At 38.7% G+C, this 14288-nt stretch carries 14 protein-coding genes; 7 read left to right on the forward strand and 7 right to left on the reverse strand.

Annotated elements, in window-relative coordinates; translation table 11 throughout:
• Nucleotides 1–45: 45 nt before the first annotated feature.
• Nucleotides 46–372, reverse strand: a complete 327-nt coding sequence (locus tag L4C37_RS10255) for an STAS domain-containing protein (protein ID WP_137373177.1) — start codon at nucleotides 370–372, stop codon at nucleotides 46–48.
• A 292-nt stretch (nucleotides 373–664) separates the two neighbouring features.
• Here L4C37_RS10255 and L4C37_RS10260 point away from each other — a divergent pair, with 292 nt between their 5' ends.
• Nucleotides 665–1507 (forward strand): DNA ligase, encoded by an 843-nt coding sequence (locus L4C37_RS10260; protein WP_273296003.1) that lies wholly within the window; start codon nucleotides 665–667, stop codon nucleotides 1505–1507.
• A 140-nt stretch (nucleotides 1508–1647) separates the two neighbouring features.
• Here L4C37_RS10260 and L4C37_RS10265 read toward each other — a convergent pair whose 3' ends face one another.
• On the reverse strand, nucleotides 1648–3018 hold the full coding sequence (locus L4C37_RS10265) for an MATE family efflux transporter (protein WP_429768500.1): 1371 nt from the start codon (nucleotides 3016–3018) through the stop codon (nucleotides 1648–1650).
• A gap of 162 nt (nucleotides 3019–3180) precedes the next feature.
• Here L4C37_RS10265 and L4C37_RS10270 point away from each other — a divergent pair, with 162 nt between their 5' ends.
• Nucleotides 3181–3795 carry a riboflavin synthase subunit alpha gene (locus tag L4C37_RS10270; RefSeq protein WP_273296002.1) on the forward strand — a complete coding sequence of 205 codons (615 nt, stop codon included), beginning with the start codon at nucleotides 3181–3183 and terminating at the stop codon, nucleotides 3793–3795.
• A 78-nt stretch (nucleotides 3796–3873) separates the two neighbouring features.
• Here L4C37_RS10270 and L4C37_RS10275 read toward each other — a convergent pair whose 3' ends face one another.
• Both L4C37_RS10275 and L4C37_RS10280 read right to left on the reverse strand, forming a co-directional pair.
• Entirely contained in the window at nucleotides 3874–4077 is a 204-nt protein-coding gene (locus tag L4C37_RS10275; RefSeq protein WP_137373181.1) for a CPXCG motif-containing cysteine-rich protein, read from the reverse strand.
• 127 nt (nucleotides 4078–4204) lie between these two features.
• Nucleotides 4205–5071, reverse strand: a complete 867-nt coding sequence (locus L4C37_RS10280; RefSeq protein ID WP_372264659.1) for a fructosamine kinase family protein — start codon at nucleotides 5069–5071, stop codon at nucleotides 4205–4207.
• A gap of 514 nt (nucleotides 5072–5585) precedes the next feature.
• Here L4C37_RS10280 and L4C37_RS10285 point away from each other — a divergent pair.
• Nucleotides 5586–5930 (forward strand): DUF3802 family protein, encoded by a 345-nt coding sequence (locus L4C37_RS10285; RefSeq protein WP_137373183.1) that lies wholly within the window; start codon nucleotides 5586–5588, stop codon nucleotides 5928–5930.
• Between the two features lie 37 nt (nucleotides 5931–5967).
• Here L4C37_RS10285 and L4C37_RS10290 read toward each other — a convergent pair whose 3' ends face one another.
• Complete coding sequence (locus tag L4C37_RS10290; protein WP_273296000.1) at nucleotides 5968–6447, reverse strand: C40 family peptidase; 480 nt, start codon at nucleotides 6445–6447, stop codon at nucleotides 5968–5970.
• Nucleotides 6448–6551: 104 nt separating this feature from the next.
• Here L4C37_RS10290 and L4C37_RS10295 point away from each other — a divergent pair, with 104 nt between their 5' ends.
• Complete coding sequence (locus tag L4C37_RS10295) at nucleotides 6552–8603, forward strand: methyl-accepting chemotaxis protein (RefSeq protein WP_429768502.1); 2052 nt, start codon at nucleotides 6552–6554, stop codon at nucleotides 8601–8603.
• Nucleotides 8604–8774: 171 nt separating this feature from the next.
• Here the strand turns inward: L4C37_RS10295 and L4C37_RS10300 are convergent, their stop codons facing one another.
• Nucleotides 8775–9599, reverse strand: a complete 825-nt coding sequence (locus tag L4C37_RS10300; RefSeq protein WP_429768503.1) for a sterol desaturase family protein — start codon at nucleotides 9597–9599, stop codon at nucleotides 8775–8777.
• A gap of 93 nt (nucleotides 9600–9692) precedes the next feature.
• Between L4C37_RS10300 and L4C37_RS10305 the strand changes: the two genes are divergently transcribed.
• A complete protein-coding gene (locus L4C37_RS10305) occupies nucleotides 9693–10433 on the forward strand; it encodes a tRNA-uridine aminocarboxypropyltransferase (RefSeq protein WP_429768504.1) in 741 nt (246 codons plus the stop codon).
• A gap of 151 nt (nucleotides 10434–10584) precedes the next feature.
• Nucleotides 10585–11493, forward strand: coding sequence for an N-acetylglucosamine kinase (gene nagK, locus L4C37_RS10310; protein WP_137373188.1), 909 nt, complete (start codon nucleotides 10585–10587; stop codon nucleotides 11491–11493).
• Nucleotides 11494–11614: 121 nt separating this feature from the next.
• On the opposite strand, the gene L4C37_RS10315 is transcribed toward nagK, so the two are convergent.
• Nucleotides 11615–11887 carry a DUF2960 family protein gene (locus L4C37_RS10315; protein WP_137373189.1) on the reverse strand — a complete coding sequence of 91 codons (273 nt, stop codon included), beginning with the start codon at nucleotides 11885–11887 and terminating at the stop codon, nucleotides 11615–11617.
• Nucleotides 11888–12074: 187 nt separating this feature from the next.
• Between L4C37_RS10315 and L4C37_RS10320 the strand changes: the two genes are divergently transcribed.
• Nucleotides 12075–14222 carry a tetratricopeptide repeat-containing diguanylate cyclase gene (locus tag L4C37_RS10320; RefSeq protein WP_273296968.1) on the forward strand — a complete coding sequence of 716 codons (2148 nt, stop codon included), beginning with the start codon at nucleotides 12075–12077 and terminating at the stop codon, nucleotides 14220–14222.
• Nucleotides 14223–14288 lie beyond the last annotated feature (66 nt).

Consider the following 14288-nt stretch of genomic DNA (forward strand, 5'->3'; position numbering starts at 1 on the left):
TTAATACAAATTAATTACTTTAAGTATAGGAAACTAATTGACTAATCAGTGGCTTTCGCTCTTAGAATTCACTGGGATTGCGTGACCAATTCTTAGTAAGTTCATGATTTCTAAGGGTTGCCCTTTAACATTCTCAAGACGCATATTTCGCTCGCGTTCGGTTAGACGCTTAAACATATAAACAATGGCACCTACGCCTGATGAGTCCAAAAATTCAACTTGGCTGAAATCAATCTCTATTTCAGGGTGTTTATCATTAGAGATCACATCATCAATGTCTGTTTGTACATCTCGGCTTCCAATCGCATCTAAGTTTCCGAATATTGAAAGGGTTAGAGTGGTGTTGTTGAGTTCAATTTTACGTAGTTCCATAATTCTATCTCCATGTGTGCTTATGTTTATAAGAGCAGAATATGTGCCAATATTAAAGTCGATAAAATTCAATGCTTTATGTGTTTTTGGTTATGTCTTCTCATATTGAGAAACAGTCAATTATCAAATTGAGAACGAGAAAAGGGTGAGTGAGTGGGGTATCTGCTCAAGTTATTAAGAGCTTGAAATGCAAAGTGCTATAAGAATGAAGGCTGGATCGCAATGCAATTCATTGATGTCGTGAATGCTAAGCAAATGGTGTAAAACTGAGTGCCTGCCTAAGGAGCTTTTTATGAAACTAACCCAACTTACCATTGCTACCTGTTTGTCCTTTACTAGTTATGCACATCAGTCATATATGCCACCTGAAAGTCTTGTATTAGCTAATCAATACGAGCAAGGAATTAATGTTGATGAGTACTGGCAAAGTGAAAAGCTTGATGGTGTAAGAGCGGTTTGGGATGGTGCTCATCTACATACACGAAATGGTAATAGAATTTACGCGCCCAGTTGGTTTACAAAAAACTTGCCTAATGTGCGGTTAGAAGGGGAGTTGTGGGCAGGTCGTGGAAAGTTTCATATTGTTCAATCCACCGTTCTTGATCAAACACCAAATGATGAAGCATGGAAAGCAATCGATCTAATGCTGTTTGATATGCCTGGGGCTGCTGGCGACTACCAGAAGCGTTACTATAATATTTTGCATTGGGTAGCCGTGATTAATGAAGATCATATTAAATACGTCACCCATACTCCTATATTAAGCGAAAGAATTTTATTTGAGCACTTAGATAATATTGGTAGTGATGAAGGCGAAGGTTTGATGTTGAGGAAGGTATCAAGTCGCTATCAAGCCGGACGTAGTAATGATTTACTGAAGTTAAAGCAGCACCATGATGCTGAAGCCATTATTCTTGGCTATAAAGGTGGGACAGGAAAGTACAAAGGGATGATGGGATCGGTACTGGTTAAGACAAAAGAAGGGGCAGAGTTTTATATTGGAAGTGGTTTCACTGACGAGTTGAGGTTATCACCACCAGAAATCGGGTCGACTATTACTTTTAGGTATAATGGTTTTACCCAAAATGGCATCCCCAAGTTTGCCCGATTTGTAAGGCAAAGAAGTGATTACTAAAAGAGCCCTGCAAGTGCAGAGCTCTATATCAATTATCGAGATGTTCGGCCGATTTTAACTTCATAGGTCATCTTCAAACTCATCAACTATATGTTGTTGACCAAAGGGATTTGAACTTAAACAAATCCAATTAAAGCAAACTAACGCGAACCGAATTCTAGCTGTACATTGTCGTCTTGTTTATGCATCCAGTGAAGGCGAACTCCAAGCATTGCTGCTGCTGAAGAAAGTCCAACAATGAATCCAATCCAAAAACCATGAGCGCCCATAGGCTCTACAATCCAGTCTGTCATACCTAAAATGTAACCTAGTGGTAAACCAATTAGCCAGTATGCAATGAATGTTCTGTTGAAGATCGCTCGCATGTCTTTATAACCACGTAATGCACCAGCTGCGATAACTTGTATTGCATCAGTACATTGGTAAATAGCAGCAAATAATAGAAGTTGCATGGCAATGGTAATTACTGCTCTATTATCGGTATAAAGTAGTGCAATATTTTCACTGAATATAACGGTCAGAGCAGCGGTGACAAATGATGTTGCTAAACCAACTAAAATTCCTACATGGGTAGCAATTTTGGCTCCTTCAATATTGCTTTCTCCTAGCTTGTGCCCAACACGAATACTCACCGCCGTACCAATACTCATAGGTAACATAAAGATTAGAGATGAGAAGTTAATGGCTACTTGGTGAGCCGCGACAATCAGTGAGCCTAATGGAGCAACTAAAAGTGCTACAACAGCAAATAAGGTCACTTCAAAAAAGATAGAAGCGGCAACTGGGAAGCCCAGTTTGAATAAGCGTACTTGAGCTTTAAGTTGAGGCTTATGGAACTCACCGAACACATTAATTTTTGCTAGGCGTTTCGAAGTCACAACATACAGCAGTAATAAAGCAAACATGATCCAATAAACAATCGCTGTTGCAACGCCACAACCCACGCCACCAAGTGCAGGAGCGCCTAATTTACCGTAAACAAACATCCAATTAAGTGGAATGTTCATCAGTAAGCCAAGAAAACCGATCACCATCGCAGGTTTTGTGAGTGATAAGCCATCAGTTAAGCTACGTAAAGTCTGAAAAAGTAAAAATGCTGGTACGGCAAACATAACGGCATTCATGTAACCGTTGGTTTTGTCCGCCATAGCAGTTTCAACATCCATCATTTCTAAAATATATTGCGTCTGAAATAGAACACCAATAATTGGAATAGAAATCAGAAGCGCTAGCATAATCCCTTGTTGGATTTCAAAAGGGATCTTTACTTGGCGACCAGAACCGTTCAGCTGAGCGACAACAGGGACAAGAGCCATTAACAGACCGACACCAAATAATATGGAAGGTAGCCAAATACTTGCTGCAATAGATACCGCAGCCATATCGATAGCACTTACGCCACCGGCCATGACGGTATCAACAAAGCTCATTCCTGTTTGAGCAACAGAGGCGATTAATACAGGTGTTGCAAGTTTGACTAAATTTGAGGCTTCTTGTTTGTATCGATGCACAATTAACTCCAGTAACGTTGAGGGTAGGTGAGCGAAGGAGTTAGACGTTCAGGACGAACGAGGTTTAACTGATCTTTAGGCTTCCACTAGGATGAATGATAAAGAAATGTCACAATAACTGCTATGAAAAACTGTTCATTCATCAAGTTTGATAGGAATATTATGTTTACAGGTATAGTGCAAGGCGTGGCGACGGTTGTTGCTATTGATAAAAAAGACAAATTCCAAACTCACATTATAGAACTCAATGGGCAGCTTGCTGAAGGTTTAGCGATTGGTGCTTCTGTTGCTCATAATGGTTGCTGTCTCACCGTCACTGAAATAAACGAGAACCGTATATCATTTGATCTTATGCAAGCGACTCTTGCATTAACCAATTTAGGTGAAGTTAATGTTGGCAATGACGTAAACATTGAACGTGCCGCAAAATTTGGTGATGAAATAGGTGGTCACAGTATGTCAGGGCACATTGCATTAACTGCGACTATTCAAAACATCATTAAAACTGAAAACAACCGTACTATTTGGTTCGAATTACCAGAAGCATCAATGAAGTATGTTTTAAGTAAAGGTTATATTGGTATAGATGGTTGTTCCTTAACGATCGGTGAAGTGGAAGATAATCGCTTTTCAGTGCACTTAATCCCAGAGACATTGAATAGAACGCTATTTGGAAGAAGGGAAGTAGGCGAGCGAGTTAATATTGAATTCGATCCTCAAACTCAAGCGATTGTGGATACAGTTGAAAGAGTACTCGCAGCGAAAGGCAACATTTAGTTAAAATGTAACAATAATAAAAGAGCACGTAAGTGCTCTTTTTTATTTATGTTCTGCGTTAGCGAGAGCGTTTTATCATTAAAAAATTTGTTCATCATCCGCATCAATGGACAAATTAATTTGGTCATTTAGCTCATCAACTTTCATATCCAAATGAATAGCTCGGCAGCATGCTGGGCAGTCGTCATAAAAATCCTGGCTACCATTAGAAGCATCTAAAGTAATTCCAATCGAATGTCCGCAATGTGGGCAATTGACTCTTTTCTCAGTGTAATTATGCATAGAGTACTTCCTCTTACTTAGCTTGCATTACTGCTTAATTATTGACCCATAGCTAAAGGTGTTAATTATTAGCTTTACTCGAAGCTAGTGCTATTAGTAATTATGTAATTCACAAATAATTAATAAATTAAAAAGCTTGAATTCTTTCTATACAGGCTTCTGTTTGCGCAAGGTAATGACCACCAAATTGATTGCAATGATTCAAAAGGTGATAAAGATTATAGATACCTTTTCGTTCACTATAGCCTAGATCTAAAGGTGCGATACTTTCATACCCTAAGTAAAAATCAGGCTGAAAACCTTCAAAAAGCTCAGTCATGGCAATATCACACTCGCGGTCTCCCCAATAACAAGCTGGGTCATAACAAATGGGTCCAAAAGCCGAATTCGCCACGTTTCCATGCCATAAATCACCATGTAATAAAGAAGGGCGTGGGGTGTGCCCAGACAAACGAGTTTGGATCATATCGACCATCTCATCAATTTTGCCAAACTCAATCCCTTTTTCTTTAAGCAATTGCAACTGATAGCCAATACGCTGCTCTGCAAAAAAACGCGACCATTTCTTATGCCAAGGGTTTGGCTGCAAAGTACTGCCAATGAAGTTATCTTGGTCACAACCAAATTCTTTTTGTTCTCCCCATTGATGTAATTTGGCGAGTTGAACTCCGAAATCAAAGCTGTTTTTATCAGTTTCTAAAGGTTTTGTCGGTAAGTAATTTAAGATGATAAACGCGACATCTTTAGTTGTACCTATGTGAACAAGCTCAGGTACAAACACGGTATTGGTTGTTCTGAGTAAACGTAGATTTTCTGCTTCAATTTCAAATTTAGAGATGAAGTCACGTTGATTTACTTTTACAAAGTAGCGTTCATGCCCATCGCTGATCATGTAGCAGTCACTAATGTCTCCACCAGGGACTTTTACTCTTTCAGTTATTTGAAAGTTAAATAAGAGTGTATTTGAAAGCTGTTGAGAAATGGCCTGCCACATAGGAAATCCTCAATTTGGTTATGGTCTCTATTTATCAGTTTAGGATAAAAATGAGGAGTTTATCGACACGTTGGTCAATGTTCTTTGGTCTCATTTTGCTGATAGATAACAATTTCATATAAATGTGACTGCGGTCTCTAAACTATTGTGCGGCAAAGTTTTGAGGAGATCCTTCTTTGGTAGAAAGATAGTTACCACTGGATGGGTGTGGTCGATAAGCTTATAAAGGTCCTTACTTATATCCTGAATTAACCTCTCAAAGGTGAGCTTGATCACTGGAGACTGGTTGGAAAACGAATTTAATTTGATATGGTCGAGCTTAAATCTTAGATAAATACCGTATATTTATCGCCCTTAATTCATTTTGGTCTAAATTTGCGCATAATACCGTCATTGGTGTTATTTATATGCGAATTTTCATAATAAGTAGATGACAAATTCCCATGTTGACTTAATATTACTGATAACAGAATGAATCAATATTTTTGACAAGAATGTCAAACGGAGAAGTATAGTGGTTGTAGAAACCGATGGTTACTTAGCTTTAATCGAGCACCTGTCGTTTAACTTAGATGTATTTGCTTCTGAGACGGGTGATACGGGTACTGAAAGTATCGAAGATATTGTCACAGATATGATATCAACGAACATCATGGCAATCTTCGAGCAAAATCCAGAGCTACACTCTAGTGTGCGTTTTAAGTTGTTAAAAGAAGCGGATTCAGTTGTTGCTGATTTAGGTGAAGTATTAGCTGGCGTATGGCATAAAAAAGCGACCAATCCTCAGATCGAATTTTTGGATGAGTATATTGCTTTAGTTAAAAATTTATTTGATACAGCGGTCGCTAAGTACGATTAATTATCAATAGATGCTTCCAGCGTGAAGTTGGGCGAGTTTATACTCGCCTAAACTGCCAAAACTTTGATGCCCAATAAGGGTTATCCAACCTAGAAATAATTACCCCTTTCGATGTCGAAGCATGTAAAAATTGGTTCATCCCTAAGTAAATCCCAACATGGTTTGTATTTGGCGATGTTTTGAAAAAGACCAAATCCCCACTTTTCGCATCTTTGTAGTTGATCTTAATCCCTTCTTTACTTTGTTCATTGGTTGTTCTTGGGACACTTTGTTTAGTCACATTAAAAACAGCAACTTGCACAAATGCAGAACAATCTATCCCCCGAAACGATTCACCTCCAAATCGATAAGGAACGCCTTTCCATTCGTCATAAACATCTAGATAAGATTGCGTGATATGAGAGTCGTGTTGCAGTAGTTGTCGTTCATTTTCATTATTACTTATTGGAGGTGTAGAGCTGCATGCATTGAGAATGAAGGTGCAAGCGATTGCTATCACAATTTTTTTTGAATGCATTTGTCACTCTTTTGAAAAATAAATGAAATATAACTGTCACCAGCCACTTCTAGTATACGAACTAAATTAAGGGTTCTCCTTTACTTCGTCAAACTGGATTAAAAATGACTGACACACAAGCAACTGGAAAAAGTCTTACTACACCTCACTCCTTTTCATTAATCAATACCATTAGCGTCGTTTTCCTTGTAATCATCGTTCTTGTTTCATTTCTATCATTTGCAAGCATTCGCGGTGTTGAACGAATTGGAAAGCAATTTGATAGCTTGTCAGAACAAGCCTTGCCCTTAGCATTAAATAATGCCGAACTCACACAAAGCGTGCTGGAGCAGGTTAAGCTTATTTCATATTCAACTCAAACGACTGACCTTAAGGAATTAAAACAAGTTGAAGGTTCAATTAATCGAATATCTGAACAATCCAATTCGGTGATTCAAAAATTGTTTACTATTGCGCAGGCTTTTCCTGAAGCTATAACCCCAGAGCAAAAGCAGGCTATGAATGATGATGTTAACCAACTTCAACAGCACGCCTCTAACGTAATATCTAGACAGATTGATATTCAAGCTCGGCAAATAGAAATTGATAAAAACGTCGCTGGATTTCGTTACGGATTAACCTCTATTGGGGCAGAAATGAACCGAATTAGTTCTTTTTTGGTTGAAGACAACCCTGAAGCATTAGATGCCGCAAACCGATTCGTAGCCAGTGCAACAGCAATGGAAGGTCTATTTTTAGTTCTGATGATGCAAACAGAATTAGAGAAAGCAGAACTTGAATATAAAGAGATGCGAAATAGAAAAGCCAGCGTTAACTTGGCTTTTGATGACTTCAAAGAGTGGCACCCTGATATTGTTGAATTTGCTAGTTTAACAGCACCTTACGAGATGGTTAGCCAAGGGTTTAGTCAAGGTGGCGTTTTAAAACAAATTCTAAGTAAGCTAGAGTTGATGGAGCAACAAAAGTCAGAGCTAACGGAAATTATTACTTTAGCGAACTCATTGATAGGAACTCTTAATCAAATATCATACACCGCATCGACCTTGATTGATCAGAGTGAAGACGTCGTAAATAGTACCATTACAAGTATTAATAAGACTTTGTTAATCAGTGGCATTGGCATCGCAAGCATTGTGTTCATTGCTTGGCTTGTTTTTAGGCAATGGACGAATAAAGGGCTAAATAACATAGTACGACAACTCAATTTACTAGCAAGTCATGATTTTTCCAAGCAAGCAGACATCGTCGGTCCTAGAGAATTGCAGTACATTGCTACTAAATTGAATTCAGTGGTTGCTTCAACATCAGAGTCGGTTACTTCCGTCACTCGAAACTGTGAAACTCTTTATCAAACCGCTGAAGTTAGCCATGATGCGGCTGAGCAAACGAGTTCAAGTTTGCTTCAGCAGAATGAGTCTTTACAAAATATGATCGCTACGATCTCTCAATTAGAAGCCTCTATTGGTGAGATTGCGACTATCACTAATGCATCTAATGAAGACGCTTCTCTTGCTGCCGCGGAGTCAACCAAGGGTAGTGAAGTTGTCGGGTTAAACCAACAGCGTTTACAAGCTTTGGAGAAGTCATTGAGTTTAAATGAAGTATCAATGCACGAGCTAGATAGCCAAGTTAAGCAGATTAGAGAAATGGTTGATATGATCAGTGGTATTGCCGAAAGCACAAATTTACTTGCCTTGAACGCTGCCATTGAAGCGGCAAGGGCGGGGGAGCAAGGGCGCGGCTTTGCGGTTGTGGCTGATGAGGTAAGAAAATTAGCAAGTGATACTTCTCAGCAAACGACCAATATCCGAGTAATGATGAATGAACTGGTGTCCGCTGCCGACAAATCACGTACTTCTGTCACTGAATCGCGTAAAGAAATGGCAAGTGCTCTGCAAACAAGTGGTGATGTGCAGCAAGCGTTTGGTCAAATTGAATATGCGGTAGAGCAAATTCGAGGGCGTGTTGAACAAATTATGGTGGCTACCGAAGAACAAGCAAGAGCAACGACTGATGTAACGAGCTCAATCACAAGAATTTCGGATCAAGGCGAGCTAACAAAGCAACAGTTAGAGTCCATGGTTGGGAGCTCCCAGCAAGTGGCGCAAATTGCTGGGAATCAACAAGTTCTACTTCATAAATATGTGTTGGTTTAGCCGCTGCTGCCTAACGAGTAGGTAGTCATCGCCTGAGAGTGCTTTACAGAGAGATTGTCAGCAGGGTTAAGCTTTTCTGAAAATATGAGCAATTAAATGTAGAGAGCTAGCTTTATTGAGTACAACTTTATTTATCAAATAAGTTGTACTCATTTTATATTTGTTTCCAGTTTATTTTCGTGTGGATGAGTTGCTTTTAGTGTCAGTATCAAACTTGTTAAAAGGTTGAAGTAACATTTTATCTAATCTTTGCTCATTGCCCTCGGTAATCTCAGGGACTCCAATAATTACGCTGTCATGACCAAGTTTTGGTTGTGCTTTATAGGTGTGAAAGATTACGTCCCAAATAGATAAGAAGAATCCGAAATTCGAGTGCGTTTCTTTTACAATTATAGAGTGGTGCACGCGGTGCATGTCTGGCGTGACAATTACTTTTCTTAGAAGAGCATCCAATTTTAGTGGCAGTTTCCCATTGCTGTGATTAAACATCGCACTTGCATTGAGTAATATTTCAAAAATAACCACGGCGATAGGCGGAACACCCAGGCTAATCACGATGGCAATTTTAATCAGCATCGACAAAATCATTTCAATGGGATGAAAACGTGTTCCAGTAGTAACATCAATATCAAGATCTGCATGATGCACTCTGTGTAAACGCCATAGCCAAGGAATGCGGTGAAAGATTAAATGCTGTAAATAGATAGCTAAATCCAGCAATATCACACATAAAATTAAGCTGAACTCAAAAGGTATGGATACAAGGTTGAATAGCCCCCAACTATGTTCAGAAGCAATAATCGCGGCTTGGAACGCGGCAATAGGAATGAGAACTGCGATTAATACGCTGTTTAGTGCTACGAGGGCAAAATTATTACTCCAGCGATACCACCTTTTTTGAGTGAGCTCCTTTCTTGGAAGGCAGTACTCCCAAAGTGCGCAAAGGCTGAATACAGCGACAAAACAAAGTAACCGAAGTTGAGATGGGTCTTGCATAACTAATCCTTTTTTCATTCGATAGCTACTCTATCATTCTGTAAGTACTCTAAGTACAATCACGACAATTTTTTAGAACAATAACTGCCTTTCATGAGAATCCACGCTTTTCACCGTTTATACCAACACCGTTTATCTCTTTCTACCAAGCCATTTAAGGCTCGTGGGTGCAAAGTCGTTCGTTGCCAATATTGTCAAATTGTTGAAACGAATTGTATCTGTGATTATCAGCCAGATATTGAAACTAATGTAGCGGCAATGCTGCTTGTATCAGATAACGAAGTGATGAAACCGAGCAATACAGGTGGATTAATTGTCGATATTATTAAAGATAGCTACGTTTATCAGTGGCATCGCACCGAACCAAGTAAAGAAATGTTGGATATCTTAAATAGTGATAAATACCAACCTGTTATTGTGTTCCCTGAAGATTACACTGATGATAAATCACGTGTAGTAGCGGACTTACCTCAAGCTAGAGACCCAAATAAAACGCTATTACTGATTTTTATTGATGGCAGTTGGCGTGAAGCTCGTAAGATCTTTCGACGTTCTGATTATCTTCAAAAGTTACCGGTACTGTCTATTGAGCCAGAATCTGTCTCACAGTATATGATGAGAAAGTCAGATAACGAACAGCACCTATCAACCGCTGAAGTTGCGAGCCTTGTGTTAAAGCAAGCTGGAGAGAATAACGCATCAACGACGTTACAACTTTGGTTCGAAGTTTTTAGAGAAAGCTACATGCTAAGTAAGACTCGTTATAAGTCCGACCAAACCAGACCTAGCTTAAAATCTTACATTGAACACAGCAAAAGCGAGACGTCACTCTAATCTTTTGCTTCAATGTGCTGCCTTGTTGTGCAAACGATATCATTCGACAAATAAACTGGATTTAAATCACGGTTTGTAGGGTGAGGGATGTGGATAATGCATTTAATATTAATTTTAACCCCTTATTTAGGGAAGAATTTGGAGATATTTCATGTATTACGGCTTCGATGTCGGTGGCACTAAAATTGAATTTGGCGCTTTCAATGAGAAACTAGAACGTGTGGCAACAGAGCGAGTTCCTACTCCAACTGATGACTACCAGCTATTAATCGATACTATAGCGGGTCTTGTTGAAAAATATGATGCTGAGTTTTCTTGTAAAGGTAAAGTTGGTTTAGGTCTTCCAGGTATGGAAGATGCTGACAGTGGCACAATGCTGGTGGTGAATGTACCTGCGTCTACAGGTAAACCGCTACGTAAAGATTTAGAAGCGAAAATTGATCGTCTAGTTAAGATTGAAAATGATGCAAACTGTTTTGCTCTTTCTGAAGCTTGGGATGATGAGCTTAAAGATGAGCCTTCAGTTGCTGGTTTAATCTTAGGTACTGGCTTCGGCGGCGGACTTGTTTTTGAAGGTAAAGTATTCTCAGGTCGTAACCACGTTGCGGGCGAACTTGGTCACATGCGTTTACCATTAGATGCTTGGTTACATCTTGGTGATAACGCACCCTTACTAAGTTGTGGTTGTGGTAAAAAAGGCTGTTTAGACAGTTACCTGTCTGGTCGAGGTTTTGAGCTGATTTATGAGCATTACTTTGGTGAGAAAAAGAAAGCTATCGATATTATTCAAGCTCATGCTCAAGGTGATGAAAATGCGGTTGAACATGTAGAGCGTTTCATGGAACTTCTAGCAATTTGCTTTGCCAACTTGTTCACGGCTCTAGATCCACATGTGGTTGCTCTTGGTGGCGGTTTATCGAATTTCGAATTAATTTACGAAGAAATGCCTAAACGTATTCCTAAGCATCTTCTATCGGTAGCGAAATGCCCTAAAATTATCAAAGCAAAACATGGTGATTCAGGCGGTGTTCGTGGAGCTGCATTCTTAAATATTGCTTAATTCTGCATTTATGGTTTGTAAAGCTAAGGGTTAGAAGAGCAAAGCTAAGATTTAGATAAATAAAAAGGTTGATGCAAAAAGCATCAACCTTTTTTAATAAATTAAGAGCTTGGGTCAGCGATTAACGATCTTTCTTCTTTTTACCAACGCCAAGGTTATCTTTCTGCTTCAGCGTTAACTTAGTAAAGCCTAATTTGCGGAAGTAATTATCTTGATAGTTTCGAACTGCTTTCGTATCAGAAATTAGTTCTAACTGTTGCTCAGTTTTTAAATATTCTGAAATATCAATGCCTTCTGCTTCTGCAACGGCTTCTTGAATATTTCTATGTTCTTGATATGAAAACAATAATTCTTTGTCTTCATCTTTGTACGTATATAAAATTGTGCGAGCCATATTTATGCTCTCCAATAGAATCAATTCTTTGAGCGCACTCTACCTAAAATTCGAAAGGGGCTCAAGTGAACTCTAGAAATAGCTTCGTAGCAAATGAGTATATTTTAGCACAACACACTTTACAGTACTGCGTTTTCCTGATATCAATGCACCACAAATATTATAAGTAGATCGAATAAGGTTATTAATGAACAGCCCACTTTATTCCCATACCCTCGGTATCATAACGCGCTCTCATAATTTACCTGGGCTTGAAGGCTTACAAGAAATAAAACTAAAGATCCAACAAGCTTGTGAACAGTATGATCAAGAAGTACCTAAGGTTATCTCCTTGTTTCTTAACGCTTATACTCTTGATAGACAAAATCGGTTGGATGATGCGGAAAAAGTGTACATTGAATGTTTAAATGCATTGGATAGTGATGATGTACAGCTAAAAGTATTCATTAACGGTTTACTTGCATCAATCTACGTTGATAAAGAAGATCTGTTTTCTGCTTATAATCATTATGAAATCGTCCTCAATGACTTACCCAAAGTAGATGATAATATTAGTGCGCTTATCTACTGTAATATAAGTGACATGTACTTAGGGCTTGAAAAGTTCGAGAAAGCGATTGAATTTGCGGAAAAAGGGGTAACCACCGCCCTAAACTCTAATCGACAGCTAGGCTGTGCGGTCAGTTTATTGAACTTAGGCTATGCACATGCTCATCTTGGTCATTCACAAAAGGCGCTGGAAGCGATATTACAAGCGAAAGAGATCGGTGAACAATGTCGAGATAGCCGAACATTGGCATTGAGCCACGGTTATATTGCCCAAGCGATGCTCCTTAATGAACCCCATGATAGCGCCGTAATTATTAATCACTTTGAATTAGCAGAGCATCATTATCAACAAATAGAAGACAATCATAACCGTTTAGAAAATCTTCTAATCTGGGCCAAGTTCTTAGAACAGAAAGATGAAATAGACGAATGTAAACGGATATGTCAATTCGTTAGAGATAACTTCGACACAAAATCGAATTATACATTTTTCAGCTTATATTCGAAAACATTGAGTAAATTGAAGAAAAAAGAGAGAGCCTGGCAAGAGGTGGTGGCTGTTCAATCTGCACATATTGAATATACAGATCAAGTATTAAAGGGTTATACACAGCGGCAGGCTGACCTTGTAGTCAATAACGTTGAGACGATACAAACTAACCAACAAAATGACATATTAGAACAAATGCAAAAACATATGGGGGCTATTACTGAGATTGGTCAGTTTATTGCTACAGCGCCTAACCTTTATGCCGTTTTGCCTGAAATTTTGGAAAAGATAAATACGATCTTACCGACTTTTGAGTTTGGTATTGCACTCTATGATAAGCAAACTGATCTTTTAGACTATCGATATTTTGTTGATAGCACTGGTCTTGTTGATAACTTAACAGTTAAGTGTCAAGAACATCAAACTGTGGGTACATATGTTATACAAAACAAAAAAACGGTTCATCTGAACACCGTAAATGATCATTCCTTAGCACCTTATGTTGATCAATTGAGCCGTGAAGATGAAGATCTTGTAGTGCTCAGTGATTCAACAATGACAAACTCTATCCTTTTAACTCCAATTCTATTGAAAGAAGAAGTAATTGGTCTCCTTTCAGTGCAGCACCATTTATCTAGTCAGTACCATCAACATCACCGATATTTGATTGAGCATTTAGCTAGTTTTATTGCCGTGTCCTTAGAAAATCAGAAACAAAGGCAAAAATTAGAAAGTGTCAACAGAACCTTAGAAACGTTATCTCAAACCGATCCTCTTACTGGGCTGTATAATCGTTACCAGTTAGGAAAGCTTACAAGTAAGTTAGTTCGGCAGGCTATGCTTGAACGTGAGACGCTAGCCGTGCTCATGATCGATATCGATGAATACAAGAAATACAATGACACCCATGGACATCTTCAGGGTGACGAAGCGTTAATAAGCCTTAGCCTTCTAATGAATAAGTTTTTTGGCGATGAAAGTGATTATTTATTCCGCTATGGTGGAGATGAGTTCATGGTAATTTGTTCTGCGCAAAATACGCACTCTATCCAACTTAAAATTGAAGCATTACGACAAGCTTTCTATGACATAAACCTATCAAACCCAAACTCTGTATTATCCGATAGATTAACTCTCTCAATTGGAGGATCTAACGTCTTATTTGAGAAGGGTAACTGTGCAATGCGTTCTAAAACAGAGTGTTTTAAAATGGTTTGTGACCAAGCAGATAAACATTTATATAAAGTGAAGGCATCTGGTCGAGACGGTTCATTAATTACTGAAGATAGCCTTTAAAATTCGACTAATTTAGTTTTGAGCTACTGGTCACCAGCAATTACCTGTCTGGTAATACCGACGAAA

Origin of the sequence: Vibrio kagoshimensis (assembly GCF_050337535.1) — a bacterium.
In the GTDB taxonomy this organism is placed as follows: Bacteria; Pseudomonadota; Gammaproteobacteria; order Enterobacterales; family Vibrionaceae; genus Vibrio; species Vibrio gallaecicus.